The sequence below is a fragment of the Mycobacterium sp. KBS0706 genome (assembly GCF_005938675.2).
GTDB lineage: Bacteria > Pseudomonadota > Alphaproteobacteria > DSM-16000 > Inquilinaceae > Inquilinus.
In genome coordinates this window covers 13499-28870 of the sequence record NZ_VCCH02000025.1, presented here as the reverse complement: position 1 = coordinate 28870, position 15372 = coordinate 13499, and the positions used below count along the sequence as shown (strand labels likewise).

14 protein-coding genes are annotated in these 15372 nt (G+C 69.3%); 9 read left to right on the top strand and 5 right to left on the bottom strand.

Going from position 1 to position 15372, the window contains the following annotated elements; all coding sequences use genetic code 11:
- Positions 1-3 precede the first annotated feature (3 nt).
- Positions 4-606: a TetR/AcrR family transcriptional regulator gene (locus FFK22_RS15705; protein ID WP_138891910.1), complete on the top strand. Its 603-nt coding sequence runs from the start codon at positions 4-6 to the stop codon at positions 604-606.
- On the opposite strand, the gene FFK22_RS15700 is transcribed toward FFK22_RS15705, so the two are convergent.
- On the bottom strand, positions 603-1373 hold the full coding sequence (locus FFK22_RS15700; RefSeq protein ID WP_138891911.1) for a DeoR/GlpR family DNA-binding transcription regulator: 771 nt from the start codon (positions 1371-1373) through the stop codon (positions 603-605). The two genes, FFK22_RS15705 and FFK22_RS15700, sit on opposite strands and share 4 nt — an antisense overlap.
- 229 nt (positions 1374-1602) lie before the next feature.
- Here FFK22_RS15700 and FFK22_RS15695 point away from each other — a divergent pair, with 229 nt between their 5' ends.
- Positions 1603-2469, top strand: coding sequence for a choline/ethanolamine kinase family protein (locus FFK22_RS15695; protein WP_138891912.1), 867 nt, complete (start codon positions 1603-1605; stop codon positions 2467-2469).
- Positions 2466-4910, top strand: a complete 2445-nt coding sequence (locus FFK22_RS15690) for an FAD-dependent oxidoreductase (protein ID WP_138891913.1) — start codon at positions 2466-2468, stop codon at positions 4908-4910. The genes FFK22_RS15695 and FFK22_RS15690 overlap by 4 nt, the downstream gene beginning before the upstream one ends.
- 9 nt (positions 4911-4919) lie before the next feature.
- Here the strand turns inward: FFK22_RS15690 and FFK22_RS15685 are convergent, their stop codons facing one another.
- On the bottom strand, positions 4920-5381 hold the full coding sequence (locus tag FFK22_RS15685; RefSeq protein ID WP_138891914.1) for an Lrp/AsnC family transcriptional regulator: 462 nt from the start codon (positions 5379-5381) through the stop codon (positions 4920-4922).
- Between the two features lie 149 nt (positions 5382-5530).
- On the opposite strand from FFK22_RS15685, the gene FFK22_RS15680 reads away from it, so the two are divergent.
- The 3 genes from FFK22_RS15680 to FFK22_RS15670 all read left to right on the top strand — a co-directional run bounded on the left by FFK22_RS15680 (position 5531) and on the right by FFK22_RS15670 (position 7766).
- Entirely contained in the window at positions 5531-6532 is a 1002-nt protein-coding gene (locus FFK22_RS15680; protein WP_138891915.1) for an ornithine cyclodeaminase family protein, read from the top strand.
- A gap of 102 nt (positions 6533-6634) precedes the next feature.
- A complete protein-coding gene (locus FFK22_RS15675) occupies positions 6635-7210 on the top strand; it encodes an NADPH-dependent FMN reductase (protein WP_221938625.1) in 576 nt (191 codons plus the stop codon).
- A 52-nt stretch (positions 7211-7262) separates the two neighbouring features.
- Positions 7263-7766, top strand: coding sequence for a VOC family protein (locus FFK22_RS15670; RefSeq protein WP_138891917.1), 504 nt, complete (start codon positions 7263-7265; stop codon positions 7764-7766).
- 159 nt (positions 7767-7925) lie between these two features.
- Here the strand turns inward: FFK22_RS15670 and FFK22_RS15665 are convergent, their stop codons facing one another.
- The 3 genes from FFK22_RS15665 to FFK22_RS15655 form a co-directional block, all read right to left on the bottom strand.
- Positions 7926-8831, bottom strand: a complete 906-nt coding sequence (locus FFK22_RS15665; protein ID WP_138891918.1) for a DMT family transporter — start codon at positions 8829-8831, stop codon at positions 7926-7928.
- A gap of 14 nt (positions 8832-8845) precedes the next feature.
- Positions 8846-9622 (bottom strand): SDR family oxidoreductase, encoded by a 777-nt coding sequence (locus tag FFK22_RS15660; RefSeq protein ID WP_138891919.1) that lies wholly within the window; start codon positions 9620-9622, stop codon positions 8846-8848.
- Between the two features lie 66 nt (positions 9623-9688).
- Positions 9689-11095: a glutamine synthetase family protein gene (locus FFK22_RS15655; protein WP_138891920.1), complete on the bottom strand. Its 1407-nt coding sequence runs from the start codon at positions 11093-11095 to the stop codon at positions 9689-9691.
- Between the two features lie 277 nt (positions 11096-11372).
- Between FFK22_RS15655 and FFK22_RS15650 the strand changes: the two genes are divergently transcribed.
- The 3 genes from FFK22_RS15650 to FFK22_RS15640 all read left to right on the top strand — a co-directional run bounded on the left by FFK22_RS15650 (position 11373) and on the right by FFK22_RS15640 (position 15359).
- Positions 11373-12938, top strand: coding sequence for an amino acid permease (locus tag FFK22_RS15650; RefSeq protein WP_138891921.1), 1566 nt, complete (start codon positions 11373-11375; stop codon positions 12936-12938).
- 134 nt (positions 12939-13072) lie between these two features.
- Positions 13073-14071, top strand: coding sequence for a D-erythronate dehydrogenase (denD, locus tag FFK22_RS15645; protein ID WP_138891922.1), 999 nt, complete (start codon positions 13073-13075; stop codon positions 14069-14071).
- A gap of 229 nt (positions 14072-14300) precedes the next feature.
- Entirely contained in the window at positions 14301-15359 is a 1059-nt protein-coding gene (locus FFK22_RS15640; protein WP_138891923.1) for an ABC transporter ATP-binding protein, read from the top strand.
- Positions 15360-15372: the final 13 nt, after the last annotated feature.

Here is a 15372-nt window from a genome sequence, read left to right as displayed (position 1 = left end):
GATATGGAACCAGATGAGAAATCCCGCGGCGGCCGGCCATGGAGCTTCGATCGCGACAAGGCGGTCGAGACCGCCATGCGGCTGTTCTGGCGGCACGGCTATGAAGGGGTGTCGATCGGCGACCTGACCAAGGCGATCGGCATCGCACCGCCGAGCCTGTACTCGGCCTTCGGCAGCAAGGCCGGGCTCTACCAGGAGGCGCTGAACCGCTACGAGGGCAGCACCATCTCCCTCGATGCCGGCCTCGTCGCCTCAGCGGTCACGCTGGCAGAGGCGGTGCGGCGGCTGCTCGAGACGGCGGTCCGGTCGGTCACCCATCCCGACCGCGAGCGCGGCTGCATGGTCTCCAGCGGCATGATCGCCTGCCACCCCGACCACGCTGCGCTGGCCCGCGACCTCGCCGCCCGGCGCGACGCCATGCGCGAGCGGATCGCGCAGGCCCTCCAGCCCTTTGCCGACGCGGAGGAGGGGCGCCGCCTGGCCCGGCACCTGGTCGCGGTCATGCAGGGCATCTCGATCCAGGCCCGGGACGGCGCGGCGCCGGCGGAGCTGCAGGAGATTGTCGAGGACGTGGTCGTCGGCGTCACGGCGCGGTCTTCCCGCTAGGACTCATCCTCCGGCACCACAATCCGCACCCCGGCGGCGTCGCAGCGGCGGGCGAAGTCGGGCGGGGGCGGGCGGTCGGTGAGGACCAGGTCGATATCGGCCAGGCTGCACACCTTCACCGGCGCCTCCCGGCCGAACTTGCTGTGGTCGGCGATCACCCAGGTCTCCGCCGCCTGGGCCATCGCCGCATGCGAGAACTCGGCCTCGAACAGGTGGAAATCGACCAGCTCGCCGCGGCCGTTGATGCCGCCGACCGACAGCACGGCGCAGCGCACCTGGAACTGGCGCAGGAAGGCGATGGCCGATGGGCCGAAAGCCGCCACGTCGTCACCGTTCACCTCACCGCCGCACAGGAAGACGCGGTTGTCGTTGCGCGGCGCCAGCCGGCAGGCGATCTCGGCCGAGTTGGTCACCACCACCAGGCGGGAATGATGCGCAAGGGCCTGGGCGACATAGGCCGAGGTGGTGCCGTTGTCGAGGATGAGCGGGTCGCCGTCGGCGATCCGGGATGCGACCAGCGCCGCCACCGCCTGCTTGGCCTCGTGGTGGCGCTGCATCCGGCGCTGGAACGGCGGCTCCTCCAGCCCGTCCGGCAGCATCACCCCGCCATGGAAGCGGACCACCGCGCCGGTCTCGATCAGCGGCTTGACGCTGCGCCGGACCGTCTCGGTCGAGACGTCGAAGCGGCGCGCCAGCTCGGCGATGCTGCAGCTGCCGGATTCGCGCACGGCCTGCAGGATCTCGCCCTGCCAACGGTTGGACAACATCGGCGCTGCGGCGTTCCCTCGCCCTGGAGAATGGCCCTATCCTATCGGCGGGCCGGCGCGCCCTGTCCAGCTTCGATCGCATCCGGCCGCGAAATCGCGGTGGATTGTCACGCGAAGACAGTCAGTTCCCACAAGAAGCTACAGGATCGATTGGCCTTCTGTGGGTTTGCGGCGCTTCGACATTGACGGGCCGGGCCGCGCGGCCTATCCGTCGATCAGGGAGGCGGGAATGCCGGAGGCGTCGGACATCATCGCCGGGCTGGGCTGCTGGAGCGGGCGCGTCACCATCGCGCCGCTGGCCGGCGGGCTGACCAACCGCAACTACAGGGTCGACGACGCTGCCGGATCCCATGTCGTGCGGCTGGGCGCCGACATCCCGCACCACCACATCCTGCGCTTCAACGAGCTGGCGGCCAGCCGCGCCGCCGCGTCCGCCGGCATCTCGCCCGAGGTGGAGCACGCCGAGCCCGGCATCCTGGTGACCCGCTTCGTCACCGGCGAGACGCTGACGCCCGAGCGGGTGCGGCAGCAGGCGCCGCGGGTGCTGGAGCTGGTGCGCCGCGTGCATCACGAGATGCCGGGCCATCTGCGCGGCCCGGTGCTGGCCTTCTGGGTGTTCCATGTGCTGCGCGACTACGCCCATGCGCTGGAAGGGCGGCGGCCGGCGGCGGAGCTGGCCGGGCTGCTCGGCCGCGCCGCGCAGCTGGAGGCGGCAGTCGGGTCGGTCGAGCTGGTGCTGGGCCACAACGACCTGCTGGCCGCCAACTTCATCGATGACGGGCAGAGGCTGTGGCTGGTCGACTGGGACTATGCCGGCTTCAACAGCCCGCTGTTCGATCTCGGCGGCCTGGCCTCGAACAACGGCTTCTCGGTGGCGGAGGAGGCGGCGATGCTGGAGGCCTATTTCGGCTCCCCGCCCTCGGCCGACCTCTCCCGGCGCTGCGCCGCGATGAAGGCGGCCTCGCTGCTGCGCGAGACGATGTGGAGCATGGTGTCGGAGATCCATTCGACGCTGGATTTCGACTACGCCGCCTACACCGACGAGAACCTGCGGCGCTTCGAGGGCGCCTGGGACGATTTCCAGAGGATGCCATGACCAGCTTTCCCACCCAGGCCCGCGCCGTGGTCATCGGCGGTGGCATCGTCGGCGTCTCGACCGCCTATCACCTCGCCAGGCTGGGCTGGGCCGACACGGTGGTGATCGAGCGGCACAAGCTGACCTCCGGCTCGACCTTCCATGCCGCCGGGCTGGTCGGGCAGCTGCGCTCCAGCGCCAACATCACCCAGCTGCTCGGCCATTCGGTGCGGCTCTACACCGAGCTGGAGCGCGAGACCGGCCTGGCCACGGGCTGGAAGATGAATGGCGGCCTGCGCCTGGCCTGCACCGAGGCGCGCTGGACCGAGCTGAAGCGCCAGGCCACCACGGCCCGCAGCTTCGGTCTCGAGATGCACCTGCTGACGCCGCAGGAGGCACAGGATCTGTGGCCGCCGATGCGGGTCGACGACCTGGTCGGCGCGGCCTTCCTGCCGACCGATGGCCAGGCCAACCCGTCCGACATCACCCAGTCCCTGGCCAAGGGCGCGCGCATGGCCGGCGTGGCGATCTGGGAGGACACCGAGGCCACCGGCATCGAGACGAAGGACGGGCGGGTGACGGCGGTCGTCACCAGCCGCGGCCGCATCGCCTGCGAGGCCGCGGTGAACTGCGCCGGGCAATGGGCGCGCGAGCTCGGCCGCAGGGTCGGTGTCAACGTGCCGCTGGTGTCGGTCGAGCACCAGTACATGGTGACCGAGCCGATCGCGGGCGTGACCCGCACCTTGCCGACGCTGCGCGACCCCGACCGGCTGACCTACTGGAAGGAGGAGGTCGGCGGGCTGGTGATGGGCGGCTACGAGCCGAACCCGATCGCCTGGGCGGTCGACGGCATCCCGGAGGGCTTCAACTTCCAGCTCCTCCAGCCGAACTGGGACCATTTCCAGCAGATCATGGAGCTGGCGCTGGGCCGCGTGCCGGCGCTGGAGACGGCCGGGGTGAGGGAGCTGATCGCCGGGCCGGAGAGCTTCACCCCCGACGGCAACTTCATCCTCGGCGAGGCGCCGGAGCTGCGCGGCTTCTATGTCGGCGCCGGCTTCAACGCCTTCGGCATCGCCTCGGGCGGCGGCGCCGGCAAGGCGCTGGCGGAATGGATCGCCGGCGGCGAGCCGCCCTACGACCTGTGGCCGGTCGACATCCGCCGCTTCGGCCGGGGCCAGGCCGATGTCGACTGGGTGCGCAAGCGGACGCTGGAGCTGTACGGCAAGCACTACGCCATCGCCTGGCCGAACGAGGAGCATGCCAGCGCCCGGCCGCTGCGCCGCTCGCCGCTTTACGACCGGCTGAAGGCGCAAGGGGCCTGCTTCGGCGAGAGGCTGGGCTGGGAGCGGCCGAACTGGTTCGCCGCGCCGGGCGAGGCGGCGGAGGAGACCCCGGGCTTCGGCCGGCCGAGCTGGTTCGACGCGGTGGCGCGCGAGCATCGGGCGGCCCGCGAGGGTGTCGTGGTGTTCGACCAGTCCTCCTTCGGCAAATTCGCCCTGGTCGGGCGGGACGCCGAGGCGGTGCTGTCCTGGATCTGCGCCAACGACGTGTCGCGGCCGCCGGGCGCGCTGACCTACACTCAGATGCTGAACCCGCGGGGCGGCATCGAATGCGACCTGACCGTCGCCCGGCTGGCGGTGGACCGCTACCACATCACCACCGGCACCGCCTTCGCCACCCATGATTTCGACTGGATCGCGCGCAGCATCCCGGCGGGCGCCGACGCGCAGCTGGTCGACGTCACCTCGGCCCATGCCGTGCTCAGCCTGATGGGGCCGAAGGCGCGAGATGTTCTCCAGGCGCTGACCCGCGACGACGTCTCCAACGCCGCCTTCCCCTTCGGCCGGGTCAAGCGGATCGCCGTCGCCGGCGCCCCGGTGCTGGCGCTGCGCATCACCTATGTCGGCGAGCTGGGGTGGGAGCTGCACATCCCGACCGAGTTTGCCGTCGGCGTCTATGAAGCAGTGATGGCGGCGGGGGCGGAGCACGGCATCGTCAATGGCGGCTACCGTGCGATCGAGACGCTGCGGCTGGAGAAGGGCTACCGCGCCTGGGGCAGCGACATCGGGCCGGACCACACGCCGCTGGAGGCCGGGCTCGGCTGGGCGGTGAAGCTGAAATCCGCCATCCCCTTCCTGGGGCGCGAGGCGCTGGAGGCGCAGCGTGGGCAGAAGCTGCGCAAGATCCTCGCCACCTTCACGGTCGATGACCCGGCGGTGGTGCTGCTGGGCCGCGAGACCATCTTGCGCGACGGCAAGCCGGCCGGTTGGCTGTCCAGCGGCGGCTTCGGCCACACGATCGGCAAGCCGATCGGCCTCGGTTATGTCCGCGACCCGGCCGGCCTGGACCGCGCGACGCTGCTGGGCAGTGTTTATGAGCTGGAGGTCGCGACCGAGCGGGTGCCGTGCCGCGTCCATCTCGAGCCGCTCTACGATCCCCGGATGGAGCGGGTGAAGGGGTAGGACAGGTGGCTAAACGGGCAGCGGCGCGTCCGGTTTCACATTGGCGATCGACGCGTAGGTGTGGGTCTCCCTGACGCCCGGCAGGGGCAGGATGACCCGCTGCAGGAAGTCCTGGAACGCCGCCATGTCGGCGATCCGGGCCTTGACCAGATAGTCGAAGCCGCCGACCACCATGTGGCACTCCAGGATTTCCGGTGCCCGCCGCACGGCCTCGGCGAAATGATCGAAGACCTGCGGGGCGGTGTGGTCGAGCCGGACCTGGATGAAGACCAGCGTCCCTCGCCCCAGCTTTCCGGGATCGAGCACGGCCCGGACCGCAGTGATGAAGCCCTCGCGGAACAGCCGCTTGACCCGCTGGCTGGTCCCGGTGGGCGACAGGCCCACCCGCCCGGCAAGGTCGAGGGTGGTGCGGCGTCCATCCTCCTGCAGCAGCCGCAGAAGCGTGCGGTCGACTCCGTCGAGATCGCTCATGCCAAAAACACTTTCCAACAGATATTGTGGTTCTGATTTCACTCAAAAATATCAAAATCAACGTATTTAATCGCGCGGTTGGTCGCAATAGCCTTGTCGGCATCAATCATGCCGGTTCCCGACCGGGGCCGGCTGTCAGGAGGCTGAGAATGCTGAAGGCCGAGGCTGTTTCGATCGCTCTCCCGTCGCTGTCGAAGGGAGAGACCAGGATCTTGACGTTGAGCGAGGCGGATGTCCGGGCGTGCATCGACCCGCTTCAACTGCTGGAGGCCCTGGCTGCTGGTTTCAGGGCCTTGGCGCTGGGCCGGGTCGTCACCCCGGCGCGGCCGCAGCTCGACGTCCCGCAGGCCGGCTATTCCCTGGCGATGCCGGCCTGGACGGACGGCATGAATCTAACGGTGAAGATCGTCAACGTCTTCGAAGGCAACATCGGCAAGGGCATTCCCAGCCATCTCGCCACCATCCACCTGTTCGACCCGGCCAGTGGCCTACCGGTCTGCATCATGGACGGTACCTACATCACGGCGGTGCGGACCTCCGGCTCCGCAGTGCTGTCGGTGCGCGAGCTCGCCCGCCGGAACGCCAGGGTGGCCACCGTGGTGGGGGCGGGCGTGCAGGCCGACCAGCATCTCGCCCTGCTGCCGCTGGTGCGGGATTTCGCCGAGATCCGCGTCGCCTCGAAGCGCTTCGAGGACGCCGCGGCCCTGGCCGGGCGCCATCCTGGCGTCATCCCGACGGCGGAGCTGGAAGCGGCCATCCGCTCATCCGACGTGGTCTCCCTGGCGACCCATTCCTATGAGCCGGTGATCGACGCCGGCTGGGTCCGGCCGGGCACGCATGTCACCTCGGTCGGGGTCGCGCCACCGGGCGGCGAATTGCCGGTCGTCCTGGTGCACGGGGCCACGCTCTATGTCGAGACCAGGGACGCTTTCGAGCCTACTCCCGTGGGGTCCTGCGAACTGGCCGGCCTCGACCCGGACACCGGCATCACGCTTGGCGACATGCTGCTCGCGCGGCGGCCGGGCCGTGTTTCGGCGGATCAGATCACGGTCTACAAGGCGATGGGGACGGCGATGGAGGACATGGTGGCGGCAGACCTCGCCTATCGCCACGCCCGTCGGTCGGGCAGGGGCACGCTGATCACCCTGTAGCGGTGCTTGATCCTCGGCAACATCGCCGCGAGAAATCTCTAGACTTGAAGTTTACTTGAACTTGTAGCGTGCCCCCGACTCGTCACCATCGAGGGGCACATCATGGACCAACTCCGCATCGGCCTGATCTATGGCAGCGTCCGCGACGGCCGATTCTGCGACACCGTCGCCGGCTGGGCGGCCGGCGAGATCGAGCGGGCCGGCGGTTTCGCGCTCGACCCGATCGATCCGCGCATGCTCGGCCTGCCGGACTGGAGCGGCCGGCGGGACGGGGAGGGCGTCGCCGCCTTCCGCGAGCGCATCGACCGGGCCGAAGCCTTCGTCGTGGTCACGCCGGAATACAACCACGCCTATCCGGCCGTGCTGAAGTTCATGATCGACTGCGCCTATGCCGAATGGCAGGCCAAGCCGGTCGCCTTCGTCAGCTATGGCGGCATCTCCGGCGGCTTGCGGGCGGTGGAGCAACTGCGCCTGGTCTTCGCCGAGCTGCACGCGGTGACCCTGCGCGACACGGTCAGCCTGGCCTTCGCCCCGCGCCGCTTCGATGCCTCCGGGCGGCTGGTCGAGCCGGAGCAGACCACCGCCGCCATGGCGGTGATGCTGAAGGCGCTGCGCTGGTGGGCGACGACCCTGCGCCAGGCCCGCGCCGTCGCCCCCTATGCCGAGGCGCGGGCGTAGGCGGGTTTCGATGCGATCCGAAATCACTCTCCAATCGAGAAAGGGAGCCGTCATGGCGGTTGTTCCGATCCAGTCTCTCTATGAAACCCACCTGACCGTCAGCGATCTCGATCGCTCGATCGCGTTCTATCGGGACGTGCTGGGGCTCGAACTGGCCCACAGGGTGCCGGATCGTCATGCCGCGTTCTTCTGGGTCGGGGCCAGGGAACGAAGCATGCTGGGGCTCTGGTCGATCCACTCGTCTCCGCTGCGCCTCCGGCTTCACATTTCCTTCAGGGTCGATCTGGAGGACCTGCATCGGTCGATGACGGCCCTGCGCAAGGCCGGGGTCGAGCCGAGGCCGGCATTCGGTCATCCCGCCACCGAGCCGATCGTCTTCTCCTGGATGCCGGCGGCCAGCGTCTTCTTCGACGATCCTGACGGCCACTCGCTGGAATTCATCGCATGTCTCCCCGAGGAGCCTCGCCCGGAGCACGGTGTCGTTTCTCTCAGCCGGTGGCGGGCGCTCGACCGAGCCACCGGTGCCGGGCCGTCGCTCATGCAGGAATGGGCGTAGGGCCTGCAGCAGTGCGTCCGGAACGGCCCAAAAAGAACCCCGCCGGAGGAGGCGGGGTTGAGGGGTCCAGTGGTGGAAGGGAGCTTTCGCACCCCCCGATAGAGAGACGATGCAGGGTTGCGCTCTATTCCGAATTTTTGCGGTTCTCGATGAATGGCGTCACCGCGCGAAGGTCGCAAGCGCGACGCCGCCGAGGGTCAGGGCCAGGGCGCCGGCCTCGCGCGGGCCGAACGGGTCGCCCAGCAGCGCCACCGAGGCCAGGACGCCGACCACCGGTACCAGCAGCGACCCGATGGTGGCGATCGAGGCCGGCAGCCGGCGCAGCGCCGCGAACCAGGCGACATAGGCGAGGCCGAAGGCGAGGGCGCCGCCATAGACCAGTGCCGCCCAGTGGCCGGCGTCGAGCCCGCCGAAATCCGGCTGCTCCAGCAGCAGCCAGACCAGCAGCAGCGGCAGCAGGCCGAGCCCGGTCTGCCACGCCACCAGCGCGGTCGGCGGCATTGCCACCGGCGCCCGCTTGGCCAGCACGGTGCCGAGCGCGAACAGCATCGACCCCGCCAGGGCAAGGGCCACGCCCGGCAGCTTGGCGGCGATGTCGCTCTCGCCCGGCGTGCCATGCGCCACCAGCAGCACGATGCCGGACAGGCCGAGCACCAGGCCGATGCCGCGGCGCATGGTCGGCCGTTCGCCCAGCAGCGGCCAGGCCAAGAGGGCGGCCCAGATCGGCAGGGTGTAGGCCAGGATCGTGGTCTCCGACGCTCGCAGCCACAGCAGCGACAGCGTGGTCAGCGCCATCCAGGCGGTGACGTTGAGCGAGGCGGCCAGGCACAGCCGGCCCCATTGGCCGCGCGGCGGCACCAGGGATTCGCGGCGGGCCAGGGCGATCGCCAGCACCAGGGCGGTGCCGATCAGGCCGCTCGCCGCCCGGATCGAGAAGGGCGGCAGCGCGGCCAGCAGGTACTTCACCAGGGGCCAGTTGAAGCCCCACATCAGGCTGGTCGCGACCAGCAGCCCCAGCCCCTGGACGGAAACCCCGGGCGTCCTGGATCCGGCGTTCGTCACCATCCGGCCGCCGGCCGTCAGACGACCACCGGGCTCTGCAGCCCGTCCATGGTGATGTTGACGCCGGTGATGTAGCTGGCCTTGGCCGAGGCCAGGAACAGCACGGCGTCGGCGATCTCCTCCGGCTGCGCGCCGCGGCCGAGCGGGATGCGCGACACTGCTCGCTGCCGGGCCTCCTCCAGGGTGATGCCGTGCAGCCGGGTCTCGGCCTGCAGCCCCTCGGCGACCCGCTCGGTCTCGGTCAGGCCGGGGTTCAGGCCGACGACGCGGACGCCCTTGCCGGCATAGGCGAGGGCGAGGCCGGCCGTCGCCAGCATCAGCGCGGCATTGGCGGCGCCGCCGGCGATGTGCACGGTGGACGGCACCTTGCCGCCATTGCCGATGACGTTGACCACGACGCCGGTGCCGCGCGCGGCCATGCGCTTCGCCACCGGGTCGATGACGTTGACGTAGGAGAAGAACTTGGCGTCCATCGCCGCCCGCCAGGCGGCAGGGGTCAGCTCATCGGCCGGGGTGCGGCGGGCGGCGCCGGCCGAGTTGACCAGCACGTCGATCGGGCCCAGGGCGCGCTCGGCCGCCTCCACCGCCGACAGGGCGGCCGCGGCGTCGGTGAGATCGGCGGCAACGGCGACGACGCCCGGCAGGCCGGCCGCGGCGCGGTCGAGATTGGCCTGGGCGCGCGAGACGATGGCCACCCTGGCGCCTTCCGCCAGGAACGCCTTGGCGCAGGCCAGGCCGATGCCCTTCGATCCGCCGGTCACCAGCACGGTCTTTCCGGTCAGGCCGAGATCCATGGAACGCTCCTTCGGGTCAGGTCGAGGCGTAGGTCGGGTTCGCCAGGGCGAACCCAACCAACGGTCTCAAATGATCTCGAAGTACCGTGCCAGCTCCCAATCGGTGATGTGCTTGCGGAATTCGCGCTCCTCCCATTCGCGGGTCGCGGCGAAATGCTCCACCCAGTCGTCGCCGAACAGGCCGCGCGCGGTCTTCGACCCGCGCAGCCGCTGGGCCGCGTCCCACAGCGTGCGCGGCAGCTCCGACTTGCGCGGGAAGGTCTTGGCGTAGGCGTTGCCCTTGACCGGCGCGCCCAGCTCCAGCTTCTGCTCAATGCCCCAGAGGCCGGCGCCCAGCGCCGCGGCGAGGACGATATAGGGGTTGGCGTCGGCGGCGGCGATGCGGAACTCGACCCGCTGGCTCTTCGGCCCGCCCTGGATCACACGCAGCGCCGTGGTCCGGTTCTCCACCCCCCAGGTCGCCGAGGTCGGCGCCCAGAAGCCCGGGATCAGCCGGGAATAGGCGTTCACCGTCTGCGCGATCATCGCCAGGAACTCCGGCATCAGCGCCTGCTGGCCGGCCACGAAATGGCGCATGACAGCACTCATCCCGTGCGGGTCCTTGGGGTCGTGGAAGATCGGCTTGCCCTTGCCGTCGACCAGCGACATGTGGATGTGGCCGCTCTGCCCCGGCACCTCGTTCGACCACTTCGACATGAAGGTGGCCATCAGGTTGTTGCGCTGGGCGATCACCTTGGTGAAGGTGCGGAAGATCGTCGCCTTGTCGGCTGCGGCCAGGCCGTCATCGACCGCGATCGCCGCCTCCAGCACGCCCGGGCCGGTCTCGGTGTGCAGCCCCTCGATCTCGCAGTCCAGCGCCTGCATGGTGCCGAGCAGCTCGTGATACAGGTCCGACCACACCGTGTTGCGCAGCACCGAATAGCCGAAGAAGCCCGGCGTCAGGTTGGTCAGGTTGCGGTAGTGCTTCTCGCGCACCGAATGCGGCGTCTCGTCGAACAGGAAGAACTCGTATTCGAACGCCGCCTTCAGGCCAAAGCCCATGTCGGCGGCCTTGTCCAGCATCCGGCGCAGCAGCGCGCGCGGGCACACCGCCTCGGCCTGGTCGGCCAGCTCGCATAGGAAGAAGGGCAGGTCGTTCTCGAAGGGCAGGCGGCGCATCGTCTCCGGCAGGACGCGCACCGGCGCGTCCGGATAGGCGGTGTGCCAGCCGGTGTAGCGGGCGTTGTCGTAGAGCTGGTCGTGGCTGTCCCAGCCGACGATCACGTCGCAGAAGGCGAAGCCCTTCTCCAACGACGAGAAGAACTTCTCCCGCGACATGTATTTGCCGCGCAGGATGCCGTCGACATCGGTCAGCGCCACCTTGACGTGGTTGTAGCCGCCCTCCTGGACCAGCTTGCGGGCGTCGTCGGCGGTGAAGCGAGGGGCGGCTGCGGCCGCGCGGGGGGCCGCGGCCCGGGATGTGGGTTGCGCCATCGGATCGAAGTCTCCCGTTTCCTGTCGCCCGCCGCCTGGTTTCTCCGGCGGGTCGGTGCGGATCTATTCAGAGCATGCCGAGCGAAGCGGCGGCAAGAGATGCCGGTTCGCCGCCCGCTGCCGGACCGCCCGTCACCCCGACATGCTTGCCGGGCGTGTGGTTCGGTGAGACAGTTTATGCCGAATCCGGGCCGGCCCGTGTGGGATCTTGCCCGTTTCGCGGTGTGAGGAGCGACCCGAGAAGCAGTCCGGAATCGGCAAACAGGGGGTGCACATCATGTCCCAGGACGGTCATCGTTCGGGAGGCGAGCACGACATCGCGGAGGACGTGAAGATCCTGCACGGCATGGGCTATGCCCAGGAGCTGCTGCGGCGGATGAACGGCTTCTCCAACTTCGCTATCTCCTTCTCCATCATCTGCATCCTGTCCGGCGGCATCAATTCGCTGGGGCAGGCGATCGGCGGCGTCGGCGGCGCCGCGATCGGCATCGGTTGGCCGCTCGGCTGCCTGGTCTCCCTGGTCTTCGCTCTCGGCATGGGCCAGATCGCCTCGGCCTATCCCACGGCCGGCGGCCTCTACCATTGGGGGTCGATCCTCGGCGGCAGGGCGCTCGGCTGGCTCACCGCCTGGCTCAACCTGCTCGGCCTGATCACCGTGCTCGGCGCGATCAATGTCGGCACCTTCCTGTTCGTGGTCGGCGCCTTCGGCGCCCAGCTCGGCCTCGAAGGTACGTTCTGGCACCAGGTGATCTTCCTGGCGCTGCTGACCGGCAGCCAGGCGCTCTTGAACCATCTCGGCATCCGGGTCACCACCCTGCTGACCGATCTCAGCGGCTACCTGATCTTCCTGGTCGCGATCGCCCTGACCATCGCCTTCCTGGCCTATGCGCCGGCGATCGACATCTCGCGGCTGTGGACCTTCACCAACTACAGCGGGCCCGCCGGCGGCGACGTCTGGCCACAGCACAGCAGCCTGCTGATGGTGTTCCTGCTCGGCCTCCTGCTGCCGATCTACACCATCACCGGCTTCGACGCCTCGGCCCACACCTCCGAGGAGACGGTGCGGGCCTCCTACAACGTGCCGCGGTCGATGGTGCGGTCAGTGGTGCTGTCCGCGGTGTTCGGCTACGCCATGCTGGTCGCCTTCGTGCTGGCGATCCCGAACATGGACGAGGCCGCGGCACAGGGCTGGAACGTGTTCTTCTGGACCTCCGACGCGGTGCTGCCGGCCGGGCTGAAGCTCGTGCTCTACATCGGCATCGCGATCAGCCAGTACCTGTGCGGACTGGCCACGGTGACCTCGGTGTCGCGGATGATCTTCGCCTTCGCCCGCGACGGCGGCTTGCCGGCCTCGGCCTCGCTGCGCAAGGTCAGCCCGACCTTCCGCACCCCGGTCGCCGCGATCTGGACCGGCGCCATCCTGGCCGTGCTCTTCACCGTCTATACGCCGGTCTACACCACCGTGGTGTCGGTCACGGTGATCTTCCTGTTCATCTCCTATGGCCTGCCGATCGCGCTCGGCGCCATCGCCTATGGCCGCACCTGGACCCAGATGGGGCCATGGACGCTGGGCGGTGCCTACCGGCTGGTGGCGCTGCTGTGCGTGCTGTCTGTGATCCTGATCTTCACCATCGGCGTGCAGCCGCCGAACGACAAGGCGCTGTGGATCACGGTCGGCTTCCTGGTCCTGACCGCGCTGGTCTGGTTCGGGCTGGAGCGGCGGCGCTTCCAGGGCCCGCCGATCGGCGACGTGATCCGCCGGCGCCAGGCCGAGATCGCCGCCGCCGAGCAGGCGGTTGGCGAGACCGCCGGCGCCGCGGTTGGCCAGGCCGGCAAGGCCTGACGCGGACCACGATCATTCAGGGGCGCCTCGTCGGGCGCCCCTTTTTCTTGCCGTAGGGGCGGGGGCGGCCTAAACCATATAAGTCGTACAATATGGCCGCCGATCGACGGCGGCGGGTTCAGGGGAAACGCAGGATGAAGGTCGTCATCACCGGTGGTCTCGGTTTCGTCGGGCTGAACCTCGCCCGGGCGCTGCTGAAGCGGGGCACGCTGACCGGCATCTCCGGCCAGCAGGAGCCGATCGACGCGATCACCCTGTTCGACATGGCGGCGCCGGACCAGCGGCCGGACGGCCTCGACGACCGGGTGTCGATCGTCACCGGCGACATCTCCGACCGCGCCACCGTGACCGGCCTGGTCGACCGCGACGACATCTCGGTGTTCCACCTCGCCTCGATCCTGTCGGGCGGCGGCGAGAAGGATTTCGACCTGGCGCTCCGGGTCAATCTCGACGGCGGGCTGAACGTGTTCGAGGCGCTGCGGGCGCGGACGGGCGGGGCGCAGCGCTTGGTCGCCGCCAGCTCGATCGCCGTGTTCGGCGGCGCGGTGATGCCGAAGCTGGTCACCGACGCCACCAAGCAGACCAGCCAGACCACCTACGGCGTCACCAAGACGATCTGCGAGCTGCTGGTCAACGACTACAGCCGCAAGGGCTTCTTCGACGGCCGCTCGGCCCGGCTGCCGACCATCTTCGTGCGGCCTGGCAAAGCGAACTCCGCCGCCTCCAGCTTCTGCTCCGGCGTGTTCCGCGAGCCCTTGAACGGCGTCGAATGCGTGCTGCCGGTGACCCGGGCGCAGCTGCCGATGCTCGGCTACCGCAACTGCGTCGCCAGCTTCATCGGCCTGCACGAGGCCCCGGCCGCGGCCCTGGGCGACGACCGCGCCGTCAACCTGCCCAGCCGCGCCTACACGGTCGAGGACATGGTCGCGTCGGTGAAGCGGGTGGCCGAGAAGTACCAGATCAAGCTCGGGCCGATCACGACCAAGCCGGACCCGGTGATCCAGGCGATCGTCGACGGCTGGGCCACCGACGCCTCCTGGGACCGCGCCAAGGCGCTGGGCCTGCCGATCGACGAGAGCATCGACCGCGTGGTCGAGGACTATATCGAGGATTTTTTGCCGAGCCGGCACTAACCCCTTCCTGTCATTGCCGGGCTTGACCCGGCAATCCAGAAGATGTCGACAGCCTCTGGATGCCCGGGGTCAAGCCCGGGCATGACAGTTTTGGATGGCCCGCTGATACCGGTAACAGATTTGTACGATCAAACCGCCAAAACCGTTTGACCGATCCCGGTCATCCGTTACCCTCTGCGGCAACGATCGGCGGCCAGGATGCCTCCGGCAGCGCTCAGAGGGAGGGGGAATGGCCTCGGTCTCGATCCGTGGTGTCACCAAGAGCTTCGGCACCGTTCCGATCATCCATGGCGTCGACATCGAGATCGGCGACCACGAATTCGTGGCGCTGGTCGGCCCCTCCGGCTGCGGCAAGTCCACCCTGCTGCGCATGATCGCGGGGCTGGAGCGGATCACCGGCGGCGACATCTCGATCGCCGGGCGCCGCATCAACGATGTCGCGCCGAAGGAGCGGGACATCGCCATGGTGTTCCAGAACTACGCGCTGTACCCGCACATGACGGTGCGGGACAACATGGCCTTCGCCCTGATGCTGGCCAAGACCGACAAGGCCGAGATCGACCGGCTGGTCGGCGACGCCGCCGGCATCCTCGGCCTGTCGGCGCTGCTCGACCGCTATCCGCGGCAGCTGTCCGGCGGCCAGCGCCAGCGCGTCGCCATGGGCCGCGCCATCGTCCGCGACCCGCAGGTGTTCCTGTTCGACGAACCCTTGTCGAATCTGGACGCCAAGCTGCGGGTGCAGATGCGCACCGAGATCAAGCTGCTGCACCAGCGCCTGAAGACCACCTCGATCTACGTCACCCATGACCAGGTCGAGGCCATGACCATGGCCGACCAGATCGTGGTGATGCGCGACGGGCGGGTGGAGCAGGCGGGCGCGCCGCTGCATCTCTACGACAATCCGGCCAATGTCTTCGTCGCCGGCTTCATCGGCTCGCCGGCGATGAACTTCATCGACGGCACGGTGGCCGATGGCGGCGTCCGCGCTGGCGACGGCACGCTGCTGCCGCTGCCGGCGGGAGCCAAGGTCGAGACCGGCAGGCGGGTGCGCTACGGCGTGCGGCCGTCGCATCTGCGCGTCGCCGCCGACGGCGCCGGGCTGCCGGCCGAGGTCGAGGTGATGGAGCCGACCGGCGACGACACCTTCGTCTATGGCCGCATGGCGGGGCAGGAGATCTGCGCCATGTTCAATGAGCGCCAGAGCTTCGGCCCCGGCGACACCATCCGGCTGCAGCCCGATGTCGGGCGCGTCCACCTGTTCGACGCGGAGACCGAACGCCGCCTCTAGACGGCGGCGGCTT

Bases quoted from the DNA above. Each gene is read 5' to 3' on its own strand.
- FFK22_RS15705 (WP_138891910.1), top strand. From the start codon at position 4: ATGGAACCAGATGAGAAATCCCGCGGCGGCCGGCCATGGAGCTTCGAT.
- FFK22_RS15700 (WP_138891911.1), bottom strand. From the start codon at position 1,373: ATGTTGTCCAACCGTTGGCAGGGCGAGATCCTGCAGGCCGTGCGCGAA.
- FFK22_RS15695 (WP_138891912.1), top strand. From the start codon at position 1,603: ATGCCGGAGGCGTCGGACATCATCGCCGGGCTGGGCTGCTGGAGCGGG.
- FFK22_RS15690 (WP_138891913.1), top strand. From the start codon at position 2,466: ATGACCAGCTTTCCCACCCAGGCCCGCGCCGTGGTCATCGGCGGTGGC.
- FFK22_RS15685 (WP_138891914.1), bottom strand. From the start codon at position 5,381: ATGAGCGATCTCGACGGAGTCGACCGCACGCTTCTGCGGCTGCTGCAG.
- FFK22_RS15680 (WP_138891915.1), top strand. From the start codon at position 5,531: ATGCTGAAGGCCGAGGCTGTTTCGATCGCTCTCCCGTCGCTGTCGAAG.
- FFK22_RS15675 (WP_221938625.1), top strand. From the start codon at position 6,635: ATGGACCAACTCCGCATCGGCCTGATCTATGGCAGCGTCCGCGACGGC.
- FFK22_RS15670 (WP_138891917.1), top strand. From the start codon at position 7,263: ATGGCGGTTGTTCCGATCCAGTCTCTCTATGAAACCCACCTGACCGTC.
- FFK22_RS15665 (WP_138891918.1), bottom strand. From the start codon at position 8,831: ATGGTGACGAACGCCGGATCCAGGACGCCCGGGGTTTCCGTCCAGGGG.
- FFK22_RS15660 (WP_138891919.1), bottom strand. From the start codon at position 9,622: ATGGATCTCGGCCTGACCGGAAAGACCGTGCTGGTGACCGGCGGATCG.
- FFK22_RS15655 (WP_138891920.1), bottom strand. From the start codon at position 11,095: ATGGCGCAACCCACATCCCGGGCCGCGGCCCCCCGCGCGGCCGCAGCC.
- FFK22_RS15650 (WP_138891921.1), top strand. From the start codon at position 11,373: ATGTCCCAGGACGGTCATCGTTCGGGAGGCGAGCACGACATCGCGGAG.
- denD (WP_138891922.1), top strand. From the start codon at position 13,073: ATGAAGGTCGTCATCACCGGTGGTCTCGGTTTCGTCGGGCTGAACCTC.
- FFK22_RS15640 (WP_138891923.1), top strand. From the start codon at position 14,301: ATGGCCTCGGTCTCGATCCGTGGTGTCACCAAGAGCTTCGGCACCGTT.